Source organism: Enhygromyxa salina (assembly GCF_002994635.1).
GTDB classification, from domain to species: domain Bacteria; phylum Myxococcota_A; class Polyangia; order Nannocystales; family Nannocystaceae; genus Plesiocystis; species Plesiocystis salina_B.
Window position 1 is genome coordinate 82,917 of record NZ_PVNL01000057.1, and the last position, 12,805, is coordinate 95,721.

The 12,805-nt window shown below is 70.7% G+C and carries 9 protein-coding genes and 1 tRNA gene; 3 read left to right on the plus strand and 7 right to left on the minus strand.

Features of this window, described 5'->3' with window-relative positions:
- Positions 1–6 precede the first annotated feature (6 nt).
- A complete protein-coding gene (locus ENSA7_RS14930) occupies positions 7–1,407 on the plus strand; it encodes an MlaD family protein (protein WP_146157706.1) in 1,401 nt (466 codons plus the stop codon).
- 18 nt (positions 1,408–1,425) lie between these two features.
- Here ENSA7_RS14930 and ENSA7_RS14935 read toward each other — a convergent pair whose 3' ends face one another.
- The 4 genes from ENSA7_RS14935 to ENSA7_RS14950 all read right to left on the minus strand — a co-directional run bounded on the left by ENSA7_RS14935 (position 1,426) and on the right by ENSA7_RS14950 (position 6,553).
- A complete protein-coding gene (locus ENSA7_RS14935; protein ID WP_219907966.1) occupies positions 1,426–3,126 on the minus strand; it encodes a TIGR02996 domain-containing protein in 1,701 nt (566 codons plus the stop codon).
- Positions 3,126–4,655, minus strand: coding sequence for a GTP-binding protein (locus ENSA7_RS14940; protein ID WP_106089957.1), 1,530 nt, complete (start codon positions 4,653–4,655; stop codon positions 3,126–3,128). Before ENSA7_RS14940 ends, ENSA7_RS14935 begins: the two co-directional genes overlap by 1 nt.
- 117 nt (positions 4,656–4,772) lie before the next feature.
- Entirely contained in the window at positions 4,773–6,014 is a 1,242-nt protein-coding gene (locus tag ENSA7_RS14945) for a sulfotransferase family protein (protein ID WP_106089958.1), read from the minus strand.
- A gap of 65 nt (positions 6,015–6,079) precedes the next feature.
- A complete protein-coding gene (locus ENSA7_RS14950) occupies positions 6,080–6,553 on the minus strand; it encodes a hypothetical protein (RefSeq protein ID WP_106089959.1) in 474 nt (157 codons plus the stop codon).
- Between the two features lie 107 nt (positions 6,554–6,660).
- On the opposite strand from ENSA7_RS14950, the gene ENSA7_RS14955 reads away from it, so the two are divergent.
- Together ENSA7_RS14955 and ENSA7_RS14960 are read left to right on the plus strand one after the other, a co-directional pair.
- Positions 6,661–7,221: a hypothetical protein gene (locus ENSA7_RS14955; protein WP_146157707.1), complete on the plus strand. Its 561-nt coding sequence runs from the start codon at positions 6,661–6,663 to the stop codon at positions 7,219–7,221.
- Between the two features lie 186 nt (positions 7,222–7,407).
- Positions 7,408–7,481, plus strand: a tRNA-Met gene (locus tag ENSA7_RS14960).
- Between the two features lie 41 nt (positions 7,482–7,522).
- Here ENSA7_RS14960 and ENSA7_RS14965 read toward each other — a convergent pair.
- The 3 genes from ENSA7_RS14965 to ENSA7_RS14975 all read right to left on the minus strand — a co-directional run bounded on the left by ENSA7_RS14965 (position 7,523) and on the right by ENSA7_RS14975 (position 12,769).
- Positions 7,523–8,545 (minus strand): hypothetical protein, encoded by a 1,023-nt coding sequence (locus ENSA7_RS14965; protein ID WP_106089961.1) that lies wholly within the window; start codon positions 8,543–8,545, stop codon positions 7,523–7,525.
- 24 nt (positions 8,546–8,569) lie between these two features.
- Positions 8,570–10,219 (minus strand): cation:proton antiporter, encoded by a 1,650-nt coding sequence (locus ENSA7_RS14970; RefSeq protein WP_106089962.1) that lies wholly within the window; start codon positions 10,217–10,219, stop codon positions 8,570–8,572.
- Between the two features lie 66 nt (positions 10,220–10,285).
- Positions 10,286–12,769, minus strand: a complete 2,484-nt coding sequence (locus tag ENSA7_RS14975; RefSeq protein ID WP_146157708.1) for a glycosyltransferase family 39 protein — start codon at positions 12,767–12,769, stop codon at positions 10,286–10,288.
- Between the last annotated feature and the right edge of the window lie 36 nt (positions 12,770–12,805).

Genomic DNA, 12,805 nt, shown 5'->3' on the forward strand with positions numbered 1-12,805 from the left:
TGAATCATGCCGACCCGGGAAGAACAACGACGCGTCCACTCGGCGGTGACGATCTTCAGCCTGGCGCTCGGCAGCCTGGCGGTCGTGTCCTACGTGGTCGTCGCGCTGAGCGAGGGGATGCTGGTGCCCAAGGCCCAGCTCGTCGCCGACTTTCGCGAGGCCGGCAACATCAGCGCGGGCTCGGAGGTCCAACTGGCCGGCAAGCAGATCGGCAAGGTCGTCGATATCGAGTTCATCGCCCAGCGCTACCCCTGCGATCCGCAGACCGAGGACTTTGGCCACGCCTACCAGGGCCGGACCAACCGCTGCGAGCCATGGATGTTCTGCGCGCCAGACGGGGCCAACCCCAGCCAGGGCGTGTGCGCGGCGCTCGAGGAGTACAGCGGGCACACCAGCGACTACCAGGGCTGCGACGGCAGCCCGGCCAGCTGCGATCCCGACCACGTCTGCGTGACTCAGGCCTTTCGCCACCGCTACCGTGACGTGCGCTGGTGGGGCCAGGCCGGCTGGTGCGTCAAGTTCGACGCCCAGAGCCAGCGGATCCGCGTGAACATGGAGATCGAGCGGTCCGCGATGCAGTACATCAGGACCGACAGCCGGGCGAGCCTGGCGCTCAATGGGATCCTCGCCGATCCGCGCGTGAACATCACCGTTGGGCTCAACGACGAGAAGGTCAGCGACGGGGATCGGCTGCAGACGACCCCCTCGCTGGTCGACGAGGTGCTCGGCCTCAAAGATCAGATCGACAAGATCGCCGATGACATCGATCGCGGCTTGCTCGGCGTGTCGGCGCTGACGGACTCGCTCAGCGACGAAGCGACCAAGGCCAACATCAAGTCGCTGCGCGAGCACGTCACCGAGATCCAGCGTCAGGTGAGCGCGGCCGAGGGGCTGATCGGCGCGGTGTTGTACGACCCCGCGACCCGCACCGAGGTCAGCCGCACGCTCCGCGACACCCGCAGCGCCGCGCTCGCGGCCCAGGCCGACTTCGACGAGCTGCAGCGCAAGACCAAGGGCACGATCGCCCAGGTCGAGCGGGCGACGGGCAAGGTCGAGGCGCTGATGACCGGGCTCGACGACCCCACCAACACCAGCCTGCTCGCGGTCTTGCTCAACGAGGAGCACGGCGTGCAGGCCCAGGCGGCCGGGCTGGGCGACGGCACTCAGGAGGTGATCGGCGCGGGTCTCGAGCTACTGGCGGATCTCGACGGGGCGCTCGTCGAGGTCATGAAGGCGGTCGATCAGCGCGAGGGGTCGCTCGGGCGATTGCTCGCCGATCCCAAGCCGGTGTATCACCTCAAGGATCCGGCGACGCTGCGCCGGGTCAACGTGGTCAAGAGCCTGGTTCGCTGGGTGATCGCCGACGAGGCCGCCGAGCTGGCCGAGGCCCGGGCGGCCGACGACTGACGCTGGTTCTCGAGCGCGTCAGTCGAGCGCGAGCACGCAGCCCGGGTGGGCGTGGGCCAGCGCGCGCAGCTCGGTCTCGAGCTGGCCGCGATCGTACTCGGCGACGACCTCACCGAGGGTGACGCGGGTCAGCTGTGTCGCCAGCGGCTCGAGCGAGCCGGCGACCTCGCCCGTGCGCGCGTGGGGGGGCAGGTGCGCCTGACTCGGCTTGTCGTGCAGGTCGAGGCGCACGCGGCTGAGCTGGCCGTGCTCGTCTCGCGTGAAGTTCAGCTCGCATCCGCGGGGACGCGACGCGCGGCTGGTCTCGGCGTCGAGCATGCGCAGGCCCAGCACGTGGGCCGGGAGCTCGGCGGACAGCAGCTGGTAGCGGTCGCGCAGCGACGGCCGCTCGCGGTGATCGCCCGTCCATCGCCGGGCCGAGCCGCCGAGCCGCTCCGGCTCGTAGTAGACGCCCAGCTGCTCGAGCCTGGCGCAGGCGGGGGAGCTGAGCAGCGCGCGTAGCTGCTCGTCGAGGGCCCGCCGGACCAGCAGCGAGCGCAGACCCAGGGGGGTGTCGAAGCGAAGGTTGGGATCGGCGAGCGAGCACTCGTAGTGCTCGACGGCCTCGAGCCGGCCAGCCGCGCGCAGCTCCACGAAGCGCTCGAGCGACAGGAAGCCATGCAGCGTGCGCAGGCGATGAAGGCGGCCCCAGGACAACAGCTGGATGGGTACGTGCCCGTCGAGGCTGCGCAGCGTGGACCAGCTCCCGGCTTGGATCAGGTCACGGTCGAGCTTGGCGGCTTCGATCGACCCGGCGGCGATGAAGCCACGCTCGAACACCCGACCTTCCGCGCTCAGCACACTGTGCAAGACGCCCGTCCACTCAGCCTCGTGACGACGCAGCAGCTCCCGCTCGCGGGCAGACGGGGCCCGCTCGCGGGCAGACGGGGCCGTCGTCGGCCGGGCGCTGCGCTCGAGCTGCAGGGTGATGAACTCGCCGCGCGGATCACCACGGGAGGTCAGCCAGTCGGCGTAGACGAGGCGTGGCTCGTCGGCGTCGGGATCAGCGTGGACAGCGTCGAGCAGCGCGGCCCTGGCTGCTTGCTCGCGCCGCTGCGCCCGCGCGCGCTGCTCGAGCGGGGCCAGAGCCGCCCGCGCGCTGGCGTCGAGCGGGGTCAGCGAGACCGCCCGGAGCCCGGCGATCGCGGCCTGCAGCTGCCGCCTCAGCTCGGAGCTCAGGCCAGCGTCGCGGGCGAGCAGCTCGAGGGTGTCGAGCTGTCGAGGGTCGCGCTGGGCCGCCAACAGCCGGATCGTGTCGGCGATGATCTGCGTCCCACCCAGGCGCTCGCGCGGCGCGAGGGCCAGGCGCAGGCGCTCGACCATGGCCCCAGCCAGCAGCGGATCGGGGGTCCAGCGGCTCAGCAGCTGCAGACGCTCGAGCTCGGGCACGTTCGGGTGCCAGGGCTCGGCGAGCAGGACCTGGAGCTCGAGCGGCTCACCGCGGGCCCGCATCGCTCGCTGTCGCCACGCGTGCGCGCGCTCGCCAGGATCGTCGCCAGCCAGCGCCTCGCTCGGCGTCGCGGTCAGCAGCAGCTCGTAGATGCCCGCCAAGCTGGGGTCTTTGCTGGCTCGCCACGCACGCCGCAGCTGCTCGGCCATCTCGCGGGGATCGGCGCGGGTCATCGCCGTGGACGCAGCCGCCAGGCTGCGCACCAGCGCGCGTCGGTCTTCGCTCGGCATCAGCGAGGCCCGGCGGCGTAGCTGATCGCGGGGCGCCCCAACAGCGTGATCGCGGCGTCGCGGACCCGACGTGGACCGCCGTCGGTCGCCTGATCGAGGGTGAGCTCGGCGAACGACTGGCGCAGCGCCGCGCGGCGATCGGGATCCGCGGGCAGGTGATACAGGCCGAGGCACAGGATCTCGGTGTAGTCCGCGAGCGCGATCTCGTCGGCGACGAAGCGGCGGGCCAGGTCCACCACCGGCCCTGCGATGTCGATCGCATCGCCGGGCGCGAGCGAGTGGCCGACATAGCGAGTCCAGCGTCGGCTCGCGCGCGTGGCCCCCGGGGTCGGCCCGGACTCCGCGACGCAGGTCTGGATAGCGAAGCTCCCGGGGTCGAGATCCACCAGCAAGCCATGCCGCTCGGCCAGCGCCACGGCACCCAGCACGATCTCGGCGTAGCGGTCGAGCGCGTCGCGGCGCAGCTCGGGATCGTCGTGGTCGAGCTGGTCAGCGAGGGTCGGCAACACCTGATCGAGCGTCCACAGCCACGCGCCGCGACCCTCGGGATCGGCGACCACCGCGACCGCGCAGGGCTCGGGCAGCCACGAGCCCAGCGCGAGCTTGCGGCTGCGCAGCTGATCCAGGGCCCGGGTCGCCGCCGCCAGATCCGGAAACAAGCGCTCGCGCGAGGTCGTGAACCGCCAGTCGTCGACCTCGAGGGTGACCCGCTCGGGGTGCGCCGCCGAGCTCAGCGGCCGCAGCGGACGTCCATGCAAGCGCGCGAGCAACGACCGACCGCTGATCGGCGGCCACACCTGCGCCGCAGGAAGATCGGGGGAGGGCAGGGTTGCGTGCGGGGTCTCTCCGCCGCGCTCGCGCTGGGCCTCGCTGTACTCGAGCGCCGCCAGGGTCGTGTCGGCATCGGCGAGCTCGCCGATCTTGGACGTGGGATCTTCTCGACCCCAGCGGGCCCGCACGGCCTCGGAGGCCAGGCGCAGCGCCACCGTGAGCGTTTGCTTGACCCCGCGATCGCTGCTGGCCACGCTGCCTTTGACCTGATCGGGGGCGCGCAGTCCCTCGCTGATCAGCGCCGCGAGCTTGGCCGGCCGCAGGGCCCCCGCGACGTCCTGCTTGTTGGCTTGCAGCACGATCGGCACCGGATGAGGAAACGCGGCGAGCTGCTCACACAGCTGCGCGTAGAAGCTGCGCCCCTCGGCGACCGCCTGTGGCTGCGAGTCCGCTACGAACACGACGGCGTCCGCGCCCTCGATCACGAACTGGCGACGCGGCGTCAGCTCGATCTGGCCTGGCACCGTGAGCAGCTGGGCGCGGATCGGGTAGCTGCGCAGCAGTCCACCGTCGACCTCGAGCCAGTCGAAGTACTGGGTGCGCTCACCGAGCGTGTTCGGTGAGACCAGGTCGCTGCGCCGCCACGACGCGAAGCTCTTGCTCAGGCGCCGCAAGTTGGTGGTCTTGCCCGCGTGGCCGGGGCCGTCATAGACCACGCGAATGACGATTCGCTTTCGCTCAGGGTCGAACTGGGCCATCTCCGGCCGCCAGCCTAGCCGAGTTGGCGTTCGCTGCCCACGCTGAACCAGGCGACGAATGGCGTCTGCAAGCGGGTCAGACGCCTGACCCGAGCTGAAACCAATCACCCGAGCTGACTAGGTTAGATCGAAGCGCTCGCGGTAGCGGCCGTACCGCGAGGCGATGCCCTCGGCGCTGAGCCCGAAGTCCTCGGCGGCGTAGCGGTGCAGGCCGTGCTTGTGCTGGCGGTTGTCGGCCAGCCACCGCTCGAGCTTGGCGCGGACCGAGTCATCCCAGGGCAGGCCGACGCTGCCGCACACCCGCGCCATCACGCCGAGCGGATCGTCGACGAGCTCGCGATAGTGGACGTCGACGAACCCGGCGCCGTCGCGGGCGTCGCGGGTATCGAGCGCGCGCGTCAGCATGCGATCGATCTTGCGATCCCAGTGGGAGCCGACCACGTGGGGATCGATCGCGTCGCTCATGACCCCCCACCCGTGCGCGACCAGGCTGCAGAACGAGGGCACGGTCTCGACCGGATCACGGTGGGTCTGGATCACCGTGACATCCGGGAACACCCCGAACACCACGTCGAGCCACTCGAGGTGATGCGGCGACTTGAGCACCCAAAATTCGCCGGGGCGCTGCCACTGGAGCACGCGCATGCAGTCGGCCAGCCACGCGTAGGCCACGGTGGGATCTCGTCGCTCGAGCCAGTCCGCGAAGTCGGGCACGTTGTAGGTCGACTCGGGCACGCCGCTGCGAAACAGGTTCTCGAGGATCAGCACGTCCTCCTCGGGGGCCAGCGCGTCCATTGGGTGGACCGCGAACAGATCGGGGCTCAGCCAGCGCAGGAATTTTTCGGCGGCGCGGGTGCGCTTGACTCGGGGATCTGCGAGCGGGTCCCCACCCGGCTGCTGGCCCGACTCGGGGATCGGCTCGTACGCCTCCCACGCGGCGATCGCCCGAGCGCCCGGCAGCTGGGCCAGGAGCCGCTGCAGCAGGGTCGTCCCGCTGCGGGCCAGCCCACAGACCATGACGGGACGCGCGAGCTCGATCTCTCGCAGCCCGGGTTCGCGGGCGAACAGGTCTCCCGCGCGCAGGTTGTTGGCCAGGGCCCCGGCGAGATGCTGGGCGGTCATGAACCGGCCGACCGGCGACAGCTTCGCGCTCGCGTGCAGCGACTCGATCAACCGCGCCAGCGGCTCTCGAAACGCGTCGCTGGCGAAGCGATCATGGCCGGCGCTGCGGATCGCCGCCGCGACGATCTGGTCTGGATCGAACGGCTTGACCCGCCCCAGCGCGTTGAACAGACGCAGCGCCAGGGGGCGGTAGGGGTTCGCGTAGTCGCGCGAGGTCTCGTGGGGCGCTCGAGCCATGATCGAGTCTGGTTATACGCCGCGACCACCGACCACAGGAGAGATGCTGAGGGGAGCTGCTGGAATCAGGGCTGCTGGCCCGATTGCTCGCCGCTGCCCGGCTGCTTGGCGGCTGGCGTGGGCAGCGGGGTCGAGACGGGGCGCGTGATGTCCCAGACCCCCGAGCCGGAGTTCGAGTGCTCACGAGTGCGTCGCACGGGCGCGTCGAGCTCGACGATTCTCTCGGCGGGGATGACCGACAGCGGCACGCCGAGGTGACGGGCGATGACGCGCCCGGTCATGTGGATCGCAGCGTCAGCGCCGATCATGACGATGCGACGAATCAGGCCACGATGGTCCCACAGCAGCCCCTGCCACGCGAGGCGCGCCCCGCGGTGATAGCCGGTCATATTCGCGACATTGAGCACCAAGTCTCGGGCCTGGCCCTCGAGTAATCGCAACACTTCGTTGGCCGAATTCACCCCGCCCTTGGCGTCCAGGTACCCGCCGAATCGCACGTGGATGTTGCCGTTCACGTCGGTGCTGGTCGTCCACCCCATTGAAAACGTGTACCATGGATTGCGCCAAATTCTGCCGCAATAATTTAGGGTACGAAATGGCGCCATTAGAGGATTCATCCTGTCCTGGCGACCAATTAGTGATCTCATTGCCCACGCTCGAATCTGGGCTGTCTGCCCCGCAATGCCGGCACTTTGCTTGCATCCATTGCGAGCCGATGGCTGCCGCGACGTCCATTGGCCGCACTGCTCTCAGCAACCAGATCGACGAGCTCACGCAGCGCTGGCTGCCGATGATGCTGTGGCGAGTGGGGGTGTCGACCGCTCAGGCCGCGCGCATGCGGGTGGCCGTCGAGGGCGACGGAGGGCTCCGCGATCGGCTGGACTTCGCCCAGGGGGCGGTGATGTTCGCGCCTGCCCAGCCGAGCCAGGGTGACCTGCCGAGCGCCGATGTGGCCCAGTCACTCATCGAGATCATCTCCGAGCTGCGCGCGGCGCTGGCGGAGGCCGACGCCGATCTCGATGGCGCCCAGCGCCGGGTGGATAGCGTGAATCGCCGCTTGATCCGGCTGGTAGTGGGGGCGCCACGCTCGCCCAGGCCGGCCCGCGTCAGTCAACGCTACGAGTTTGGGGCGGGCGAGATCCCGCGGCTCACGCAGGCTAACTGGTGGATGCGGCTGTTCGCGCGCACCTCGGCGCTCGTCAGGTAGGCGTGTGTGGCCGACGCGACTCGCCCCACCGCCGACAAATGACTCGCCCCTTCCCGCCCAGGCGGTCGTTTGCTGTGGGCGGGGGTCGCCCGATGTGCGGAGATCGGCAGCGACTCGCTCGGGTTTCGTCCGCGTCGGGTGGTGGCTTGACGGCATCAGCTAACTCGTTTAACTACTCCGCCCCGCGCCGAGGTAGCTCAGCTGGTTAGAGCGGAGGATTCATAACCCTCAGGTCGGCGGTTCAAGTCCGCCCCCCGGCACTCTCAGCGGCCGCCAGCTCGACCTGGCGGCCGCTCTGTTTTCAGCTACTGGGGGGAAAATTCAGGTAAGTGTCGAGCAGCGTGACGATCAGGGCGCGCTCGTCGAGGCTCGCGTCGGGGGAGGCGAGCTGACCGCGCTGGTGGAGGTCTTGGCGCAGTCGGCTCAGCACGGTGTCGAGGCTCAGGCCCTCGCCGCGCTGCTTGGCGTGGGTGACGTGATCGCGCTCGGCCTCGCTCTGGAAACAGCGTGCTTTCCACGAGAGCGACACGCGGACCTCGTCGCGATGGAGCCGCAGCAGCTCGTTGCCCTGGAACGTGACGAGCCAGCGCTCGTGCTCGGCAGACCAGGCCACGCGGACACCGATCTCGAGCAGGGGTCGCTCGCTTGGATCGCGCCTGGTGATCGGCGCGACGGCGTGAAACACGGTGTCGGTGTCGAGCAGCACGGCGTGGTTGTCGTGGGTTGCGATCTGCCGCCGCGGGCCCGCTGGGCCGTCGGGCCAGTAGCAGAACGCGCCGCCCGCTGCGTGACCGAACCAGCTGACGGCGGTCGCAATCGGCACGCGCTCGTCGGCGAACAGCCCCGAGTGATGCATGACCACCAGCAGCCACTCGGGCACATCATCGCGGCTCAGGCCACGAAACTCGGGCACGTCCGCGTGCGGCCCCAGCTCCTGGCCAGGCAGCATCAGGTTCACGAACACGATCGCCGGCTCGACCACGGGGGCGTCGTAGAGATCGGCCGCGGCCTGGGCCAGCCGCTCGCTGTGCAGGTAGGGCTCGACGCCCGGGACGTCGACCCGCTGGCCATACGCAAAGGTCGCGCGGAAAAAATTTGTCCGATCGGAGATGTCGCGCAGATCGACCGAGCGACCCGAGACGCCTCCGGTGCGCAGGAAATTGCGGAACACATCGTGACGCTGGAGGAACCCGGCGCCGAAGCCCGCGGAGACCTGCCGGCTGATGATCATCTCGTAGCCCGGGTGGGCCTCGAGCGCCGCGCGGACCGTGGCCAGGTCGTGCTCGTCGAGCACGCTGTCGAATTCGAAGCTGCGGGCGGTCACGCCCCATCCTAGCGCGAGTTACTGCTACTCGGGGTCCAGCGTGTTCCCGGGATCTGGGCCCAGGACCTCGGCCAGCTCGGCCTCGGTGCCGCCGGGCCGCTCGTCGAGCAGCGCGAGCCGCTTGGAGAGCTCGATCGAGAGCGCCTCGGCGGTCTCGTCGTCGAGCAGCTCGGCGTGCTGGGCCGCCCGCAAGCCGACCCGCTCGGCGGCGATCAGGCGCTCGAGCGCCTCGGCTGTCTGCGCGCTGAGATCGATGTTGGCGACCAGGTCGCGGGCCTTCTGCTCGGCCTCGCGGGTCAGCGACTCGTAGTAGCCACGCAGGCGGATGGCGACGCCGGCCTCGATCAGCCCGTGGGACTCGAGCTCGGCCAGCTCGTCGAGCGCGTAGCGGCTCATGATCATGGTCGCGCGGGCCCGGTCGTACTCGTGGTGGCGATCCTCGCTCACGAGCAGGCCGAGCTTGCGCAGCAGCGGCGCCATGCTCAGGCCCTGGACGAACAGCGACAGCCCGACCACGCCGAACACCAAGGTCACGAGCATCCCGCGACCGGGGAAGCTGGGCGGCAGCGTCAAGATCAGGACCATCGACAAGCTGCCGCGCAGCCCGCCCCAGACCAGCACGTGGCGCCACGATCGTGGGAGCGGCGTGGTCAGCCGGCTGACCAGGGGGATCGCCGTGTAGACGTAGGTGCCGCGGGCCAAGACCGTGGCGATGAACGCGACGATGATCGCCACCGCGCCGCGCAACAGCTCGACGGGCTCGAGCTCGAGCCCGACGAGCAAGAAGATGAACGAGTTGGCGATGAACGCGGCGAACTCCCAGAAGTCGACGACGGCGATGCGCGTGGCGTGGCTCATGCCGACCCGCGCCCCGTACGAGCCAGCGACGATCCCGGCGAACACGGTCGACAGCACGCCGGAGCAGTGCAGCTGCTCGGCGATCAGGAACGAGCCATAGGCCAGGACCGCAGACAGGGTGGTCTCGATCAGGTGATCGTCGACCTGCCGGGTCAGGACCGAGAACCCGCCACCGAGCGCGACGCCGATCAGGATCCCGCCGCCGCCCATGCGCAGGAAGGTCTGCAAGCTGTAGGCGGTGAGCGACTCGGGCATCTCCGCGCCGTGGGCACCGCCGAGTCCGTAGACCGTCGTGACGATCACGAAGATCACCACCGCCACGCCATCGTTGAGCAGCGACTCGCCCTCGACGATCAAGTACAGGCGCTTGGGCACGCCGAGCTGACGAAACAGCGCGAGCACGGACACCGGATCCGTCGCGGCCAAGACCGACGCGAACAGCAGCGCCTCGCGCCAGCCAAAGTCGGCGACCAAGCCCGTGCGCCCGAGCCCGAAGTAGAGCAGCACGGCCGTCAAGCCGCCGGCCACCAGCACGCCGGGGACCGCGAGCGTGAAGATCGTCCCCAGGTTGCGACGGAACTCGGCGAAGTCGATGTGGAACGCCGCCTCGAACAATAGGGCAGGCAGCAACAACAACAGCAGTAAGTCGGCGTTGAGCTCGACGTCGCTCAAGACCCCGAGATCCAAGAACCCGAGCCCGAGCCCAGCCACGACCAGAGCCAGCGTGTACGGCAGCCGAAACCGGCGCGCGCCCATGCCGACGAACGCGGCCACGAGCAGCAGCACCAACACTTGAACTTCGACGTGATGGATCATGGCGTGCGGGGGCGAGGGTAGCCCCGGTTGGGTGGGCGCTGCACCTCGGTCTGGGCGTGCGGCTGCTCAGTCGGTCGCTGAGCTCGGCGCCAGGAAGACCGCCTGCAGCTGGGGGTCGGCCGGGACCTCGATGAGCGCGGGCCACCACGAGTCCGGGCTGGGCGGCCCGTCGCCAGGCAGCGCGTCAGCGCCCACGAGGGTGACGACCGCCCGCGCCCCCGGTGCCAGCGTGACCTCGAGGGTGGTCGTCGGGAAGCTCTGCCCGGCGAGGCCGACCTCGCCCTGAACATTGACAAACCGCCACGCCGACGAGCTCGAGCGGGCATCGAGCTGAAGTGTCGCGCGGCGCTCGGCGGAGGCGTCGGCCGGCCAGCGCAGCGGCAGCTCGTAGTAGTAGGCGACCGGCGCGGCGCGGCCGGACTCGGGCTGAGTCGCGTGGCGGTGCCGAGGGAGCAGCTGTCGGGCCGCCGGGTTGGCAGGCAGCGGCGTCGCGGGCACGCAGCGATCCTCGCCGCGCTCGAACCGGGTGCAGTAGCGGATCCCCGCGAGGTCCAAGATCGGCTGGTACGGGACCAGGACGATCGTGTGGGATCCGCCCGAGGGCAGGGTGCTCGCGCCGTCGGGCAGCTGGGGGAGATCGTCGTTGCGGAGCTTGGCGATCAGCCACGCTGGCGGCACGGCCGAGTCAGCTGGGGCGGGCGGCGAAACCGCGAGGCCAGCGCGTGCTCGCAGACCGCCGATCACCAGCTCGGCCAGCCGCTGGCCGCGGTCACCGTGGCTCTGGGAGCCGCACCGCGCCCCCCGGACCGCGTGGTGCAGATCCTCGGCGGCGACGCCTCGCTCGCGCAAGAACGTCGCCAGCATGTCGAGATCGGCGTAGGTCCAGCGGTCTCGATCGACAGCCATCCGCTCGAGATATCCGGGCAGCGTGACCGCGAGTACCAGGCCAACGGTCAGCCCGGCCGCGACCACGCGGACCCGCGCCGCGCTGATCCGCGCGAGCGCGGCCGCTCCCAGCCACCCTGCACCCAGCGCGACCGCCGGAAACGCGGGCGCGAGGTAGCGAAGCGGCAGCGCCTCCACGAACCCGGCCGCTGCCGCCAAGGTCCCCGCCAAGATCACGATCGGCAGCCCCAAGGCCAGCGCGATCGGGTCTTGCCCCTGCCGCCAGCGCAGCAGCGAACCGACCGCGACGCTGGCCGCGAGCGCGCCCGCGCACGCGATCCAACCGACGTGCTCCGCGACCGCGAGCGCGTTGGCCTTGGCCGAGGCAGGGGACACCACCATCGTGACCCCGGCCGCGCCCGCGAGCGCGGGCAGCCACACCAGTCGGGCCGCGAGCTCGCGCAGACGGGAGTCGGCGGCGGCAGGCTGCGCGGGTTTGGTGGCCGCCGCCACGATCACCAGCCCCGGCCACAGCGCGAGGCCCGAGAGGTGCACCTCGTACGCGACCCCAGCGAACAGCCCGGCGAGCAGGAGCCACCCCGATCGTCCCGTCACGGCCCCACGAAGCAGGGCGACCTGGGTCAGCGCGGCTGGGAGCGCCATCGCGGCCGGGTTCCACAGGATGTCCCCGGTGCTGGCCAGCTCGGTCAGCTGCAGGCCCAGCAATCCGACGGCCGCCAGCGCGCCCGCCAGCGCACCATCGCGCGCCCCGAGCAGCCGACGACCTGCCTCGAAGGTCACGGCGACCGCGACCGCGGACAGCACGATCAGCACCGTCTGCACGCTGGTGATCGTGAGCCCGAGGCTCAGCAGCAGGCCCAAGAGGCGAGGGAACAAAGTCCCGTGCTCGAAGCCGCCGAACGAGGCGGTCGCCCCGTGCAGACAGGGATCGCCAGCCGCACACGCCAGCCCCATCCCGATGTCGTTCAGCGCGTCGTCATCGAGGGGCGAGGGCGCGGCGAAGGTCAGGCGCAGCCCGACCACGGCGACCGTCACCAGCAGCAGGACGCCGACGGTGGCGGGCCACCGGTTCGTCCCCGGGCTCGCGACCTGGTGAGCCGCGCCCCGAACGCCCGGAACCAGGGAGCCGAGCGCGGCCACCAGCCACGCCGCGATCAGACCCCAGCCGAGCGATCGAACCCGAGCGGGCGCTTCGAGGGCCGGGCTCGCGGCGGCCGGCTGGGCCTGCGCGGGCGCTGCAAACAACTGTTCGGGGCCAGGCCCGTCGGCGCGCAGCCAGGCCGTGACCGCCTGCAACAACTCCGGCGTCACCTGGCCACCGGGGGCCGCCTGCACGGCGAGCGCCTCGGTACCGAACTCGGTGCCGTGCTCGGGCCGCCTCCGGGTCAGCTCGACGACCATGCCTGGCTGGGCTGGCTGGCCCGGCTCGGCGAAGCTGTAGCGCACGAACTGAGCGTGGTGCTCGACGATCTGCCCTCGCCAGCGCCCCACGGTCACCTCGTCCGGGTCGGCCGACGCCGCGGTCTCGGGCGCCCGCTCAGCGCTGCGATTTGGCGTCCCGCAGCCAACGCTGGCCCCCAACAGCGAGACCAGACCGACGCGACGGACCAGGCGAGCCATGCGGACGGCGGGGCGCAACGTCACGACCGTAGCGCCTGGCGATCGACCGTCCAAGTCGCT